Raw genomic sequence first — 14,460 nt, 5'->3', positions numbered from 1 at the left:
GGATCATGATGTCTCCGTGCTTGCAGCCATAGTCCCATGCGTAAAAGCCGGCGCCGAGAGGGATCACGCCGAGAATGGCGATGGCGCTCCATTGCGTCGGTGTTTGCGGCCAGACCGTGGTCTCAAGCGTGAGATGCAGCGTAAGGGCGACCGCCGCGGTGATGAGGCAGTAAACCGCGACCACATCGGTCGGGACCTGGCCAAAGCGGCGCGACAGGACGGAATAACCGGACCAGACGAAAGCACAGAACAGCGCGATGACGTGGCCCGGCTTCACACCATCGGCAAGCCCGACGCTGCCGCCCTTCGTGATGACGACGATGGCGCCTGCCAGGCCGAGGACCACACCGGCAATGTGGTGAGGTTTAAGCCGTTCTCCCGGCAGGAAGGCGGCGAAGACAACGATCAGCAACGGCCAGAGATAGGCGATCAGGCTCACTTCGACGGGCGGGGCCGACTGGATCGCGAAAAAGTAGGCGCAATGGTAGATGCACAGCCCTGCCGTGCCGATTGCCCAGACCTGCCATGGCTGCCGCAGCGACTTGATCGCCGAGGGGCGAACGATCCAGCTGGCCGCTCCGACGGAGCCGCCGAGCAGAAATGTCATGGCGGCGAGTTGAAAGGGCGGAATCGGTCCGGCCGCGGTCGAAAGCAGCGCGAGGAACGACCAGGTCAGAATGGCCGAGAAACCGACCAGGGTTGGGATCGTCCTGTTCATGTTCGCCCTTCCGCTTCATCAACGGGATAGCGGAAAGGACCGGCTGATGGCAGCCGCGTACGGACTCACCCTGTCGGGAATGCGACGCGGCTGTTCAGGTGTTGAACTTGAACAGCATGATGTCGCCGTCCTGGACGACATATTCCTTGCCTTCGTCGCGCGCCTTGCCGGCTTCCTTGGCCGCCACTTCGCCGCCCAGCGTGACGAAGTCGTTGTAGGCGATGGTCTGGGCGCGGATGAAGCCGCGCTCGAAATCGGTGTGGATGACGCCGGCGGCCTGCGGGGCCTTGTCGCCCTTGTGGATGGTCCAGGCGCGCGTCTCCTTCGGCCCGACTGTGAAATAGGTGATGAGATGCAAAAGCTCATAGCCGGCGCGTATCACCTTGTTCAGGCCCGGCTCGTCGAGGCCGAGAGAGGACAGGAATTCCATCTCTTCCTCGTCGGAGAGCTGCGCGACCTCGGCCTCGATCGCGGCCGAGATCACCACCGTGCCGGCGCCCTGCGCGGCGGCCATCTTCTCCACGGCCCGGGTGTGCTCGTTGCCGGTGGCGGCATCGGCCTCGGCCACGTTGCAGACATAGAGCACGGGGTGCGACGTCAGGAGGTTCAAGCCCTGCAGGATGCGCAAGTCTTCCGTCGAGATGCCTTTGAGCAGCACGCGGGTCGGCTTGCCGGCCTGCAGCAGTTCGAGCGCGGCCTCCATCATCGGCAGCACGGTCACCGCTTCCTTGTCCTTGCTGCCGGCACGCTTGCGGATCTGGACGATGCGGCGCTCCAGGCTGTCGAGGTCGGCGAGCATCAGCTCGGTCTCGACCGTCTCGGCGTCGGCGACGGGGTCGATACGGCCCTCGACATGGGTGATGTCGTCATCCTCGAAGCAGCGAAGGACGTGCACGATGGCGTCGACCTCGCGGATGTTGGCGAGGAACTGGTTGCCCAGCCCTTCGCCCTTGGAGGCGCCACGCACCAGGCCGGCAATGTCGACGAAGGAGATGCGGGTCGGGATGATCTCCTTCGACTTGCCGATGGCCGCGATCTTCTGCAGGCGCGGATCGGGCACCGCCACTTCGCCGGTGTTCGGTTCGATGGTGCAGAACGGATAGTTGGCGGCCTGCGCCGCCGCCGTCCTGGTCAACGCATTGAAGAGCGTCGACTTGCCGACGTTGGGCAAACCAACGATGCCGCATTTGAAACCCATTGTGTCCGGTCCTATCGGGAAAACGAAATTTGATGAGGGCTATGGGCGATAGGGGTGATCAACGTCAAGCCCTGTGGGCCGCATGCGTGGCGCTCAGTCCTTGTTGCCGAAGAGTTTCTTCAGCATGGCGGCCATCGGGCCGGATTCCGGCAATTTGACCGCCGGCTGCTGCGGACGCGCTTGGCGGACGTGACTTTGCTGCTTGGGTTCCTGCTTCCGCGCCGGCTTTTCCGGTTCGGGCGCGGCCTTGCCCTGGACGGCGAGGGCGGCCTTGTTCATGAAGCCGGATTCGTCGCCCTTGACGATCATGGCGGCGTTGTCTGCGATCGCGTCGAGCAAGGGATCGAGCCATTCGCGGTCGGCCTTGGCGAAGTCGCCGAGCACATGGTGCTGGACCATTTCCTTGACGCCGGGGTGGCCGACGCCGATGCGCACGCGGCGATAGGCATTGCCGACATGGCCATCGATCGAGCGGATACCATTATGGCCGCCGGCGCCGCCGCCGGTCTTGATGCGAAGCTTGCCTTCGGCAAGGTCGATCTCGTCATAGAAGACGGTGAGCGCGGAAACGTCGAGCTTGTAGAAGCGCAGTGCTTCGCCGACCGACTGGCCGGACAGGTTCATGAAGGTCTGCGGCTTGATCAGGATGATCTTTTCGCCACCGAGCGTGCCCTCGGCGATCAGCCCCTGGAATTTCTTCGACCAGGGCGAAAAGGAATGGCGGCGGGCGATAGCGTCCGCCGCCATGAAGCCGACATTGTGCCGGTTATCAGCGTATTTCGCACCCGGATTGCCGAGGCCTGCAAAGACAAGCATCGTCTGCTCCGGGCGGGAAAGAGTTACTTCTCTTCGGCGGCGGGAGCCGCCTCAGGTGCGGCCTCGGCCGTCTCTTCCGTCTCCGGCTTCATCGCCGACGAACCGGCAATGGTCGCGATGGTGAAATCGCGATCGGAGATCACCGGCTTGACGCCGGCCGGCAGCTTGACCGCCGAGATGTGGATCGAGTCGCCGATATTGGTGCCGGTGAGATCGACGGTGATGAATTCCGGGATCGCATTGGCCGGGCAGTGGAACTCGACTTCGTGACGCACGATGTTGAGCACGCCGCCGCGCTTGATGCCGGGCGACTTGTCCTCATTGATGAAGTGGACAGGCACGTCAACATTGACCTCGGTGTCCTTGCCGATGCGCAGGAAGTCGACATGGACAGGGAAATCCTTGACCGGGTCGAGTTGGAAGTCCTTCGGCAGGACCTGGATCTTCTTGCCGTCGACATCGATCGTGGCGACCGTGGTCAGGAACCCGCCGCCATGGATCTTGTAATAGATGTCCTTGTAGGTGAGAGCGATCGCCAGGGGAGGCTGCTTGTCACCATAGATTACTGCAGGCACTTTACCGTTGCGGCGAACTGCACGGGCGGACCCCTTACCGACCTGTTCGCGCGCTTCGGCCTTGAGCTCGTAAGTATCGTGGCTCATGGCTTTTCCTTTCGCGTGTTATGGAGCGTTCGCGGTGGGCAATGTGCCCGAGCCGTAAACGTCGAAAGCCGCCGGTCCTGGATTTCCGAATGAAGGCTACCGCTTTGAGACGGACCTTTGTTCGGGATCACAAGGGAAGGCAGCCTTCCGCCGCGTTGCCTCCAAGGGTGTCTACGCGGGTGGCGGCTCTATAGCGGAAGGCAGCCTGGGGTGCAAGCGGTTGGGCTGTAAGGCTTGAAAGGCAGTTCCAGGATCGACGATATACCCGGATAGTCTCATCATCCGATAGTCCGCCAAGGAGTCGCCAAGCCTGCTTTGGGAGAGGCAACGACCGATGGCAGGCATCATTGCCGCGACATAGGTTTTGACAACCAGCGGCGAAGCTTTTGGGTCAAAGTGCGTTTGGATCGTGCCCGGAAGGTAATTTGCACGCGCCAATCAGGAATATCATTCGCGGATTCCGTGCTTGCCGTCCGAGCCTTCCGCGCCAGCCATGGCACGTCGACAAGCGCGCATCCATTGGCCCGCAGCCGGTTGGTGAGCATCTGCTCATTGAGAATAGCCCGGGCCTTGCTTTCGAAAAACGGTAGCGTTTCCGCCGTAAGATCGAACCTTGAATGCCAGACTACCTCTTTGCCGGCTCTGTCGCCGGTGAGCCAACGCAGCAAAAACTGCTGATATTCTTGCGAGATCGGTGCGTCATCACGAAAGGGTTGCCGAGGGTTGCCGCTGAAAATCGGTGCGTTCCTCCCGACGCTTACCAAGGATCCCAGGCTGCTGAGTTGCCGCGGATGCATCAGGATGAACGAGCTGCGGAGCCAGGTCTGCGAAGCGATTCCGAAAATCGAGATGGCCTCGCCGTGAAAATCAATGCAGCCCAGCGCCCCTTGCAAGCTAAGTAACGCCCGCAACGAGCCACCATCAATCAACTTGAGATGGTCGGATGTCGATGCTGCGAAAGCCGAAGTGGCCAAGTGAATGAGATCGTAGTGATGAAGTTCGGCGCCGATACGGTTGATGCCGAAGTCCCACGCGGAGAACTCCCAATCTTCGTTCGACGCGCCGATCAGTTCGACCCCGCAATCGAGATCAGAGCCATGACCGACTGGCAGCGAATTGTCGATCACGAGCATGCGATGCGCCACGTCCGGCATCTGGTGGGCGAAAATGGCTCGCAAGTCCCGCCATGCGGTCGGATACTTCTCGGTTCCGTGACGCACCAGAAGGGTCAAAACACGAAGCGGCTGGGTGTGCATGGCGAATCCGGACGCGCCGGTTTCCGGCGTCAACGCGTTCTTCCCGTCAAGCGCGAGCGGATTTTTCTCAGGGTCTTCTTGAGACGGGATGGCCGCTTCGGTCGAACTGCCCGTCCGGCGGCCTGGGCGGACGTTTGACGGCGGTCGGACCTCAACGGGTTATGAAATGCTTCCATCTCCTTGCGGACGGCGGCGAATATTGCCTCTCCCTCAGGCCCGCCGCGGGTCTCCCAAAGCTTCGCTCGGTCGGCAATATCGTAGGTTGCCTCCAATTCCGCGCAGACGGCGGCGAATGCAGCGTCGCCATCAAGGCCATCCTGCGCTTCCCATAATTTTACCCGGTCCACTATGTCGTAGACCGCCCGCAGCAGCGCGGTGGCGACAACGTAGTTCGACCGCGACCTGGATTGAGCCAGCCAGTACTCTATGCGTTCTTGTCCGAAAGTCTCCAAGGGGGTGCTGGCGTCGAAGAACGAGACCCTGTCTCGCTCGCTCGTATAACGATTGGTTTTTTCAATCCATTGATGCGCATCCCGATGCGACAAATTGTGGATGCACACGCCTCCATCATGCGGGACATCGTAGACTTCGCCCGTTATTCGCCCTACCTCTTCGTGCAGCGTCGAGACGAATTCCGCCGCGCCGCGGCGAAAGGCGCGCACATTGTAGGACGGCCAGTAATACGCATCATCGTCGTGGCGTCCCATAATGTATTCGCGCTTGGGTATGCGAAACACGCCGGCCGGATGGGAGCCGGCATTTTCCCTTACCCAGCGAATAGCCTCGACGCTGAGGCATTCGTCGTGATCCAGATAGAGTATGAAGTCGTGTGAACATGCATCGTAGGCGACAAACCGCGTCTCGGTGGGCAATGGCGACCAGGGCACGGAGATGACTTTGTCGGCAAAGCCGGCCGCGACAGCAGCCGTGCCGTCAGTGGATGATTTGTCGACAACAATGAGCTCATCGACAAAGCGCAAGGAGCGCAAGCAAGTCTTGAGAATTTCTCCACTGTTATAGGTTATGACGAAGCCACTTATCTTGGGGCTGTTGACACCCATTACCGCACCTTTGCCGCAGAATTGCTCGGGCTATACCCTACAGCGGAATAGAAGGCCCATAGGTCAATTCCGCGCGAATCATAGCTCCAGTTTCGTTCGCGCGGGTCTGAACACAAGAGGGCGAACGAAGTAAGTATTTCGGTTCCGTTTGATTGCAAGTCCGTGCAACGAGCGCTGCGATTGGCTGGCCCGCACTCATCAAGCCAATCGACGTTGCCAGACGCAAACGCAATCCGCTTTCGCGCCGCATCCGCCGCGAGCGCAGTTCAAGCTGCGCCGAGGCACTCAAGCTTCAGCTGGTGGCGGCCAGATTGCCGCTCAACGCGTCGCGCAGCGCCTGGACCTGGCGGTTCAGGGTATCGAGCTCGGCCAGCGTCATGCCCGAACGCTCGATCAGCGTCTCGTTCAGGCAGTTGCACTGGACGAGCAGCGCGCGCCCGGCCGGTGTCAGGTCGACCTGGACCTGGCGCTCGTCGGTCTGGCTGCGCTGGCGGGTGACAAGGCCAGCCTGTTCCATGCGCTTGACCAGCGGCGTGACGGTGCTTGATTCCAAGGCCAGCCGGTGGGCGATCCCGCCGACCGACATGCCATCGGCCTCGCCCAGTGCGTTCAGCACGAGATATTGCGGATAGGTGATCCCCATCTCGTCCAGCATCGGCTTGTAGGTGCGGTTGATCGCCATGCTGGTGGCATAGAGTGTGAAGCAGAGCTGGTTGTCCAACGGGAGAGGCACGACGCGTTCCTTGTTTGCCGACGTAGGAAATTCGCTACCACGAAAAATGATATCGCGATACATATTTTTGTAGACAGCGGTTCAAGGCTGCGCTAGCCATATAGTTATCGCGATATTGTTTATCGCGAAAAACAATCAAAGGAGATTGAGATGGCTTCGCAGACAAAATCCGGTTCCGGCAGCGGCACGATCACCACCAAGGACGGCACGCAGATTTTCTACAAGGATTGGGGAACCGGCCAGCCCATCGTCTTCCATCATGGCTGGCCGCTGAGCAGCGATGACTGGGACGCCCAGATGCTGTTCTTCCTGGCACAGGGCTACCGCGTCATCGCCCATGACCGGCGCGGCCATGGCCGCTCGACGCAGACCGATGTCGGCAACGAGATGGACACCTACGCCGCCGATGTCGCTGAACTCGCGGCGCATCTCGACCTCAAGAATGCCATCCATGTCGGCCATTCGACCGGCGGCGGCGAAGTGGCGCGTTATGTGGCGCGATACGGCTCGGGCGGCCGTGTCGCCAAGGCGGTGCTGATCGGCGCGGTGCCGCCGATCATGCTCAAGACCGCGGCCAACCCCGGCGGCCTGCCAATAGAAGTCTTCGACGGGTTCCGCACTGCCCAGGCGACCAATCGCGCCCAGTTCTTCCGCGACGTTCCGGCCGGTCCGTTCTATGGCTTCAACCGTCCGGGTGCCGAGGTTTCGCAGGGCGTCGTCGACAATTGGTGGCGTCAGGGCATGATGGGCGGCACCAAGGCGCATTATGATTGCATCAAGGCGTTTTCGGAAACCGACTTCACCGAGGATCTGAAGGCAATCGACGTGCCGGTGCTGGTCATGCATGGCGATGACGACCAGATCGTCCCCATCGCCGACTCGGCGCTGCTGTCGATCAAGCTGCTCAAGAAGGGCGAGCTCAAGGTCTACAAGGGTTTCCCGCACGGCATGGCGACCACCCACGCCGATGTCATCAACGCCGACCTGTTGGCCTTCTTCAAGGCATAGGCCGCACCCGGTATAAAGCGGCACCCGCCATTGCGGCGGGTGCTTCGGTCGGCTTCAGACGGTGCTCATGCCGAATGCGCGCCCGGCAGCGCTGGCGGCCTGTCGCAGTCGCACGCCAGCCGGGCGTTGCATTGCGCGCGGCCGTGAACGATGGTTTCTTGACCGGACAGGCGAGAGACATTGGATCGAGCCTTGTGCCGTCCGCCTCCTCCGGCATTCGTGATCCGGAGGATGGAAGATGAACGCGGAATCGATCGACTACAACGGCCTGATGCAGGCTAACCTTACGCGGGTATTCGGCGAACGCGACGCCGGCCGGCGCCTTGTGGCGATCCGCGAACTCTACGCCGGCGATGCCGTGCTTTACGAGCCGGATGCTTCGGCAACGGGCCATGCCGCCATTGATCATGCGGTGAGTAAGCTGCTGTCGAGCCTGCCGCCGACCTTCGCCTTCACGGCGACGGGCCCTGCCGTCGGCCATCATGGCGTCGGGCGGTTGCGCTGGCAATCCGGGCCGCTCAACGGCCCCGTCGCCGTCACCGGAATCGATGTCGCGCATTTCCACGGCAACCTCATCCAGTCGCTTTTTGTTTTTCTCGACCCCGCCGGCGGCTGACGCGCCCGTTTACTGAAAGAGTTGCCATGCCCAAAACCTGGCTGGAAGCCTTGCTTCGCCGTGTGAAAGGGCGGGCAACGCGGCGTCTCATCTTATCGACGCCTACGCTGCCTCCGTCTCTAGCAACGACTGTCTGGAGCTCGTTGTTTTGACGCAATTCTCAAGGGCAAGCGCTACGCGCTTGTCTCGGGAAAACCGTTTCACACTTTTCCTGGAATTGCTCTAGGCTTTTCTCGCTTCCTTCATGTTCGGCAGGAACACCGTCAGCAGGCCCAGGAACGGCAAATACGAGCAGATCTGGAAGACGAAATCGATGCCTTTCATGTCGGCGACGACGCCGAGCACGGCGGCCGCGATGCCGCCCATGCCGAAGGCGAAGCCGAAGAAGATGCCGGCGATCATGCCGACACGGCCCGGCACCAGTTCCTGCGCGAAGACGACGATGTTGGAGAAGGCCGACGACAGGATCAGTCCGATCAGCACGGTCAGCACCATCGTCCATTCCAGATTGGCGTAGGGGAGCGCCAGCGTGAAGGGCAGGACACCGACGATCGAGAACCAGATCATCGCCTTCTGTCCGTAGCGGTCGCCGAATGGGCCGCCGAGCAGGATGCCGAGCGCCGAGGCGCCGAGGAACAGGAACAGCATCACCTGGCTCATCTGCACCGACACCCCGAACTTATGGATGGAGTAGAAGGTATAGTAGCTGGCGAGGCTGGCGATATAGGCGTTCTTGCTGAGCACCAGCAAGGTCAGCACGATCAATGCCGACATCACCTTGCGGCGCGGGAAGGGCGAGACGAAGCTTGCCGCCTTGCGGTTGCCTTGCGCGGCGCGCAGACGGCTGTACCAGCCGCCGACCTGCCACAGGATGACGATGCCGATCAGCGAGCCGACGGCGAACCAGGCGATGCTGGTCTGGCCGAACGGCACGACGATGAAGGCGGCCAGCAAGGGGCCCATGGACTGGCCGAAATTGCCGCCGACCTGGAACAGCGACTGTGCCAGGCCAAACCGGCCGCCGGACGCGAAGCGGGCGATGCGCGAGGATTCCGGATGGAAGATCGCCGAGCCGATGCCGATCAGCGAGGCGCCGATGAGGAGCAGGTAGTAGTGCCCGGCATAGGCCAGCACGACCAGCCCGATCAGCGACGCCGCCATGCCGTAAGGCAGGGAATAGGGCATCGGCCGCTTGTCGGTGATCATGCCGATGATCGGCTGCAGCAAGGATGCCGTGACCTGGAAGGTGAAGGTCAAAAGGCCGATCTGCCAGAAGTCGAGGCCGTAATTGTCTTTCAGAAGCGGGTAGATGGCCGATAGCAGCGACTGCATGATGTCGTTGATGCAGTGGCACAGGCTCACCGCCAGGATGACGGTGAAGGCCGTCGCCTGGGCTGAAGCGTGACTGGCGCTCGTTGATGGCGCGACGCTGGTGGCTGTCGTATCGGTCAAGGGTGGCTCCGTGGTCTTTTTGGCGGGCACGCCCGCGGGTAATCTGGCGGCCGCTCCTGCGGCAGCCTTAGGGACGGTTGCCTTATAAGCTGCTTGCAGGGCGACTTCTTTCGTGGTTTGGTCCAATAGTTTCGCGAGTGGGCCATAGCCGATGCCACATGGCAGGGAAATCTTCCACGCCGGCAACGCCGACCTCGGCAAATTGCACGAGAGCCGCTGGCAGTGGCTGGAACAAGTGGCCGGGCCGGCGGTGGCCTTGCCGACCGAATATCCTGACGGCTACCATGTGCCGCAACATCGACACAGCCGCAGCCAGCTGCTGCACGCGTTGGTCGGCGTCGTGCTGGTAAAGACTCGGCACGGGCGCTGGATGGTGCCGCCCGACCATGCAATGTGGATTCCGGCCGGCATCGAACACTCCGTCGAGATGCTGGGCGACGTCTCGATGCGCTCGGTCTATGTCATGCCGGGTGCGATTCCCGGGCTACCGGAAGGCCTGCGCGTCGTCGGTGTCACCGAACTGATGCACAGCCTGATCGTGGAGTCGGAGAAACTGCCGCAAGGCGGCGAGTTGGAAGGACGCGGCGGGTTGATCATGAACCTGCTGCTGCATGAAATCCCGACCTTGCCGGAACGGCCGCTCGGGCTTCCATTCCCGTCCGATCCGAGGCTGGCGGCGCTGTGCCGTCGCTTCGTCGCGGCGCCTTCGCCGCATGCAACGATCGACGAATGGGCCGATGCCGTCGGCATGAGCCGGCGCTCCTTCACGCGCGCCTTCCAGCGCCAGACCGGCCTGTCCTTGTCGACATGGCGCCAGCAGGCGTGCCTGTTCGCGGCGCTGCCGAGGCTCGCCGATGGCGAGCCCATCACCAGGGTGGCGCTCGACCTGGGCTATGACAGCGTGCCGGCCTTCATCACCATGTTCAAGCGCATGCTGGGCTCCTCGCCGCGCGGATATATGCGCGGCGCGCGCGACAATGGCGAAAGTGTCCGTCGGCCAAACGTGCCGGCGCGGCTGGAAGGTCCTGTAGCCTAGAGCAATTCCAGGAAAAGTGTGAAACGGTTTTCCCGGGACAAGCGCGTAGCGCTTGCCCTTGGGAATTGCGTCAGAACGAAGAGTTGGAGCGGTTCGCCGTTTCCATGAAATGGTGAAACGCTCCAGACTAGTCGAACAGGCTCGACACCGATTCCTCGGTCGCCGTGCGCGAGATCGCCTCGCCCATCAGGTCGGCGATCGAGATGACGCGGATGTTGGGAGCGTCGAGCACGCCTTGCGTCGGCTGGATGGAATCGGTGATCACCAGTTCCTGCAGCTTCGAGCCGCTGATGCGGGCGACAGCGCCGCCCGACAACACGCCATGGGTGATATAGGCGGTGACGCTGGTGGCGCCGTTGGCCAGGAGCGCATCGGCGGCGTTGCACAGCGTACCGCCGGAATCGACGATATCGTCGATCAGCAGGCAATCCTTGCCGGCCACCGCGCCGATGATGTTCATGACTTCCGATTCGCCCGGCCGCTCACGGCGCTTGTCGACGATGGCCAGTTGCGCGTCGAAGCGCTTGGCCAGCGCACGCGCCCTGACCACGCCGCCAATGTCGGGCGACACCACCACGACGTTGCCGAGCTGCTTGTATTTCGCCTTCACGTCGCGGGCCATCACCGGCACCGAGAACAGATTGTCGGTCGGGATGTCGAAGAAGCCCTGGATCTGGCCGGCATGCAGGTCGAGCGTCAAAACGCGGTCGACGCCGGCGCGGGTGATCATGTTGGCGACCAGCTTGGCGGAGATCGGCGTGCGACCGGAGGCACGGCGATCCTGCCTGGCATAGCCGAAATAAGGAATCACCGCCGTGATGCGCCGGGCCGAGGAGCGCATGAAGGCATCGATCATGATGAGCAGTTCCATCAGATGATCGTTGGTCGGGAACGAGGTCGACTGCAGGATGAAGACATCCTCGCCGCGCACGTTTTCCTGGATTTCGACGAAGATTTCCTGGTCGGCGAAGCGCCTGACGCTGGCCTTACCCAGCGGGATGTTGAGATAGCGGGCGACCGCTTCGGCCAGCACCCTGTTGGAATTGCCCGCGAAGAGTTTCATGCACCGTTCCTGGTGGGGGATGGGAAGGCCTGACAGACTCTCCCGCACCTTTTAATCGGGCTTTTAGCGGCCCGCGCTGGTATTGCAAGCGCCGAGATCGGGAATCCGCCGGCTAAGCTGAAGAAAGGTTCGTGCCATCGCCGAGAGGCAACACTCGAGCATGCCTTGTCAGCCAGCCTTGCCGCCCAGAAATGCCGCGAACTGGTCGATGGTCTGGTCGGCGATCGCCTGCATGGTGGCCGGCGAGACGCCCTTCCAGCTGTCGGCGCCAGCGCCGGCGCCGGAATTGACCGAAGGCGCCTTCATCTGGCCGTTGATGCGGTGCAGGCGGTTGCCGGCCGGGTCGTAGACGTCCCAGACATAGATGACGGTGGTGTCCTTGCCCTCCGAAATCGCCGAGAAGTAACCTTTCAGCACATGAGTCGCGGTCTGGTCGGCGCTGCCGGCAAGCGTGATGCCGCGCTGCCTGGCGCGCGTCTGCAGTTCCGCCGTCAGCGGGGTCGCGGCCTCCACCGAAGCGCCGACGATCGGCGCGATCTGCAGCCGGGTCTTCGACAGGATGGCGGCACTTTGGGCTGAGGTAAGCGGCGTGGTGGTGGTCGCGGACGCCCCCGCCGTGGTGGTCGCAGGCGCAGCTGCCGATGGGGCGGGAATGGTGACCGCCGTGCTGCCCGGCGCCGCCGGCGTCGAGGTCGCAGGCGGGGTGATGGCGGAAGGTTCGAGAACGTCCTTTGCGTTGGTGCAGGCGGCAAGAGCCAATGCCACAAGCAATGACACGGTCGTCACATGCGATCGTCTCATTTGCCTTCTAACTCCTTGGCGAAGAACGCCTCCCATTATGGATTCACTGTACGATCAAGTCGAGATCATGGCGGGACAGCGGCTTCGGCTGGGATTCGGTGGTCAGGTAGGTGCGGCCAAGCGTCATTGCCGTCTCGGTCTCGGAATCCATGATGATCATGTGGGCGAACAGCGTCATGTGCGGCGCGATCGGCTCGGGGTTGCCCTGGTAGAACATCGGCATGTCCATCCAGGACGGCGTGAAGCGGGCGCCGACGGAGTAGCCGCAGGCGTTCAGCCGGTGCTTGGTCAGGCCGTGTGCCTCCATGGTGCGGGCATGCGCGTCGAAGACGTCGCCGAAGCTGTTGCCCGGCGTCATCGCCTTTTCGACGGCGAGAAGGGCCGCGCGCGCTGCGTCGAACAGCTCCTGGTGGCGCTTCGAAACCTTGCCGGTCAGCACCGTGCGCATCATCGGCGCATGGTAATGATGGAACACGCCGGCCCATTCGAGCGTCAACTGGTCGTTCTTGGTCAGCTTGCGCCGGCCCGCCTTGTAGCGGCAGAGCAGCGCGTCGACACCGGAGCCGATGATGAATTCATTGGCCGGATAGTCGCCGCCGCCAGCAAAGACCGCGCCCTGCATGGCAGCCAGGATCAGGGCCTCGTCGCCGCCCTGCTTGATCAGGGGCAGCGCCGCGTCCAGCGCATCGTCGGAAAGGTTGGCGGCCTTCTCGGCCTTGGCGATTTCGGCCGGGCTCTTGAACAGGCGCAGCCGGCCGACGATGCCGGACGCATCGGCGATCTGGCCGAAGGTCTGCAACTGCTCGTCCAGCCGGCGGCCATTATAGGCCGTCAAGCCGTGGGTGTCGTATTCGACGCCGATGCGGGCGCCGAGCAAATTGAGGTCGTTGAGCAAATTGCGCAGGTCGACCGCCGGGTTGGCGCCGTTGCGGTCGGTCCACAGTACGATGTTGTCTATGATGGAGGTGTGGCGCGCCTGGCGCAGGTCGGCCGAGCGGGTCAAGAGCACCATCGAGCCGTCGGCCTTCACCACGAGGCACTGGAAGAAACAGAAGCCGAACGTGTCGTAGCCGGTCAACCAGTACATGCTTTCCTGCGCGAACAGCAGGATGGCATCGAGTTTCTTCTCGGCCATCTCGATCATCAGCCGGTCGCGCCGCGCGTCAAATTCCGACCGTTCAAAATGCAGCGCCATTATTCATTCTCCAAAACGATGGCCGAAACCTGCCGGCCGTAATCGGGCTCCTTGCGGTGCGTGGTGCGCCGGTAGGAGTAGAACAGATCTTCCTCGGCATAGGTGCAGCGGCCAAGGCCCTCGGCGGTCACGCCGGCCCTTGCCAGCCGGTCGACCGTATAGCTGGCGAGATCGAACATGGCATGGCCTGATGTGGTGGAGGGCGCGAAGTAGCCGATGTTTTCGGCGTCGGCCTCGACGAAGCGGGCAATGAATTCCGGCCCGACCTCGTAATTGTCGGGGCCGATCGAGGGGCCGAGCACGGCGACGATGTTTTCGCGCCGGGCACCGAGGCCTTCCATGGCTGCGATGGTGTTTTCCAGCACGCCGGTGAAGGCGCCTTTCCAGCCGGCATGCGCCGCGCCGATGATGCGCGCCCCGGCATCCGCGAACAGCACCGGGCCGCAGTCGGCGGTCGAGGCGCCGATGGCGATGCCAGGACGGTCGGTGACGATGGCATCGGCCTTGGGCCGTTCTCCGGCAAAGGGTTTCCTGGCGATGACGACGTCGGGGGAATGGATCTGCCAGGCGGTCAACAGATGGTTCGTCGGCACGCCCATCCAGGCGGCGACACGGGCGCGGTTCTCGGCCACCAGCGTCTGATCGTCATCCGATCCGGTGCCGATGTTGAGGCCCTGGTAGATGCCGGTCGAGACGCCGCCCGCGCGGGTGAAATAGCCGTGGCGGATGCCTTGTGCCTGCGCCTTGTCCAGCAGCGGGGACCGAACGGGATCCGGTTTGGTCTGATTCAGCATGCGGGCGTTGTTGTCCGTATGGGCGGTTTCGTCAAGAAAAAGCAGAAGCGA

15 protein-coding genes are annotated in these 14,460 nt (G+C 62.5%); 3 read left to right on the top strand and 12 right to left on the bottom strand.

Annotated elements, in window-relative coordinates:
- From FJ977_RS35160 to FJ977_RS35130, 7 genes are all read right to left on the bottom strand, one after another.
- Window positions 1-718 (bottom strand): EamA family transporter (locus tag FJ977_RS35160; protein WP_140777322.1); only part of this gene is annotated, 718 nt, incomplete at its 3' end.
- A gap of 94 nt (window positions 719-812) precedes the next feature.
- The gene (ychF, locus tag FJ977_RS35155) at window positions 813-1,916 is read right to left on the bottom strand and encodes a redox-regulated ATPase YchF (protein WP_140777320.1); all 1,104 of its coding nucleotides are present in this window, start codon (window positions 1,914-1,916) and stop codon (window positions 813-815) included.
- 93 nt (window positions 1,917-2,009) lie between these two features.
- The gene (gene pth, locus FJ977_RS35150) at window positions 2,010-2,732 is read right to left on the bottom strand and encodes an aminoacyl-tRNA hydrolase (RefSeq protein WP_140777318.1); all 723 of its coding nucleotides are present in this window, start codon (window positions 2,730-2,732) and stop codon (window positions 2,010-2,012) included.
- A gap of 23 nt (window positions 2,733-2,755) precedes the next feature.
- Complete coding sequence (locus tag FJ977_RS35145; RefSeq protein ID WP_140777316.1) at window positions 2,756-3,394, bottom strand: 50S ribosomal protein L25/general stress protein Ctc; 639 nt, start codon at window positions 3,392-3,394, stop codon at window positions 2,756-2,758.
- A gap of 344 nt (window positions 3,395-3,738) precedes the next feature.
- Window positions 3,739-4,683: a hypothetical protein gene (locus FJ977_RS35140; RefSeq protein WP_246683429.1), complete on the bottom strand. Its 945-nt coding sequence runs from the start codon at window positions 4,681-4,683 to the stop codon at window positions 3,739-3,741.
- Entirely contained in the window at window positions 4,680-5,711 is a 1,032-nt protein-coding gene (locus tag FJ977_RS35135; RefSeq protein WP_140777314.1) for a glycosyltransferase, read from the bottom strand. Before FJ977_RS35135 ends, FJ977_RS35140 begins: the two co-directional genes overlap by 4 nt.
- Window positions 5,712-6,003: 292 nt before the next feature.
- On the bottom strand, window positions 6,004-6,444 hold the full coding sequence (locus tag FJ977_RS35130) for a MarR family transcriptional regulator (protein WP_140777312.1): 441 nt from the start codon (window positions 6,442-6,444) through the stop codon (window positions 6,004-6,006).
- Between the two features lie 150 nt (window positions 6,445-6,594).
- Here FJ977_RS35130 and FJ977_RS35125 point away from each other — a divergent pair, with 150 nt between their 5' ends.
- Window positions 6,595-7,452, top strand: coding sequence for an alpha/beta hydrolase (locus FJ977_RS35125; RefSeq protein WP_140777310.1), 858 nt, complete (start codon window positions 6,595-6,597; stop codon window positions 7,450-7,452).
- Between the two features lie 238 nt (window positions 7,453-7,690).
- Entirely contained in the window at window positions 7,691-8,068 is a 378-nt protein-coding gene (locus FJ977_RS35120; protein WP_140777290.1) for a nuclear transport factor 2 family protein, read from the top strand.
- A gap of 222 nt (window positions 8,069-8,290) precedes the next feature.
- On the opposite strand, the gene FJ977_RS35115 is transcribed toward FJ977_RS35120, so the two are convergent.
- A complete protein-coding gene (locus FJ977_RS35115) occupies window positions 8,291-9,520 on the bottom strand; it encodes an MFS transporter (RefSeq protein WP_181180172.1) in 1,230 nt (409 codons plus the stop codon).
- A 151-nt stretch (window positions 9,521-9,671) separates the two neighbouring features.
- On the opposite strand from FJ977_RS35115, the gene FJ977_RS35110 reads away from it, so the two are divergent.
- Window positions 9,672-10,556 carry a helix-turn-helix transcriptional regulator gene (locus tag FJ977_RS35110; RefSeq protein WP_140777288.1) on the top strand — a complete coding sequence of 295 codons (885 nt, stop codon included), beginning with the start codon at window positions 9,672-9,674 and terminating at the stop codon, window positions 10,554-10,556.
- 127 nt (window positions 10,557-10,683) lie between these two features.
- Here FJ977_RS35110 and FJ977_RS35105 read toward each other — a convergent pair whose 3' ends face one another.
- The 4 genes from FJ977_RS35105 to pgeF form a co-directional block, all read right to left on the bottom strand.
- A complete protein-coding gene (locus FJ977_RS35105; protein WP_097572321.1) occupies window positions 10,684-11,619 on the bottom strand; it encodes a ribose-phosphate pyrophosphokinase in 936 nt (311 codons plus the stop codon).
- Between the two features lie 168 nt (window positions 11,620-11,787).
- The gene (locus FJ977_RS35100; protein ID WP_140777286.1) at window positions 11,788-12,420 is read right to left on the bottom strand and encodes a hypothetical protein; all 633 of its coding nucleotides are present in this window, start codon (window positions 12,418-12,420) and stop codon (window positions 11,788-11,790) included.
- A gap of 43 nt (window positions 12,421-12,463) precedes the next feature.
- Window positions 12,464-13,615, bottom strand: coding sequence for a Xaa-Pro peptidase family protein (locus tag FJ977_RS35095; RefSeq protein ID WP_140777284.1), 1,152 nt, complete (start codon window positions 13,613-13,615; stop codon window positions 12,464-12,466).
- Window positions 13,615-14,409 carry a peptidoglycan editing factor PgeF gene (gene pgeF, locus FJ977_RS35090; protein WP_140777281.1) on the bottom strand — a complete coding sequence of 265 codons (795 nt, stop codon included), beginning with the start codon at window positions 14,407-14,409 and terminating at the stop codon, window positions 13,615-13,617. Before pgeF ends, FJ977_RS35095 begins: the two co-directional genes overlap by 1 nt.
- Window positions 14,410-14,460 lie beyond the last annotated feature (51 nt).

Source organism: Mesorhizobium sp. B2-1-3A (assembly GCF_006442655.1).
Classification (GTDB): Bacteria; Pseudomonadota; Alphaproteobacteria; order Rhizobiales; family Rhizobiaceae; genus Mesorhizobium.
Note: the sequence above shows the minus strand (reverse complement) of the source record. Positions and strands in the feature narration are given on the sequence as shown.

Excerpts from the sequence above, each read along its gene's own strand:
- ychF (WP_140777320.1), bottom strand. The coding sequence starts at position 1,916 with ATGGGTTTCAAATGCGGCATCGTTGGTTTGCCCAACGTCGGCAAGTCG.
- pth (WP_140777318.1), bottom strand. The coding sequence starts at position 2,732 with ATGCTTGTCTTTGCAGGCCTCGGCAATCCGGGTGCGAAATACGCTGAT.
- FJ977_RS35145 (WP_140777316.1), bottom strand. The coding sequence starts at position 3,394 with ATGAGCCACGATACTTACGAGCTCAAGGCCGAAGCGCGCGAACAGGTC.
- FJ977_RS35135 (WP_140777314.1), bottom strand. The coding sequence starts at position 5,711 with ATGGGTGTCAACAGCCCCAAGATAAGTGGCTTCGTCATAACCTATAAC.
- FJ977_RS35125 (WP_140777310.1), top strand. The coding sequence starts at position 6,595 with ATGGCTTCGCAGACAAAATCCGGTTCCGGCAGCGGCACGATCACCACC.
- FJ977_RS35120 (WP_140777290.1), top strand. The coding sequence starts at position 7,691 with ATGAACGCGGAATCGATCGACTACAACGGCCTGATGCAGGCTAACCTT.
- FJ977_RS35110 (WP_140777288.1), top strand. The coding sequence starts at position 9,672 with ATGCCACATGGCAGGGAAATCTTCCACGCCGGCAACGCCGACCTCGGC.
- FJ977_RS35105 (WP_097572321.1), bottom strand. The coding sequence starts at position 11,619 with ATGAAACTCTTCGCGGGCAATTCCAACAGGGTGCTGGCCGAAGCGGTC.
- FJ977_RS35100 (WP_140777286.1), bottom strand. The coding sequence starts at position 12,420 with ATGAGACGATCGCATGTGACGACCGTGTCATTGCTTGTGGCATTGGCT.
- FJ977_RS35095 (WP_140777284.1), bottom strand. The coding sequence starts at position 13,615 with ATGGCGCTGCATTTTGAACGGTCGGAATTTGACGCGCGGCGCGACCGG.
- pgeF (WP_140777281.1), bottom strand. The coding sequence starts at position 14,409 with ATGCTGAATCAGACCAAACCGGATCCCGTTCGGTCCCCGCTGCTGGAC.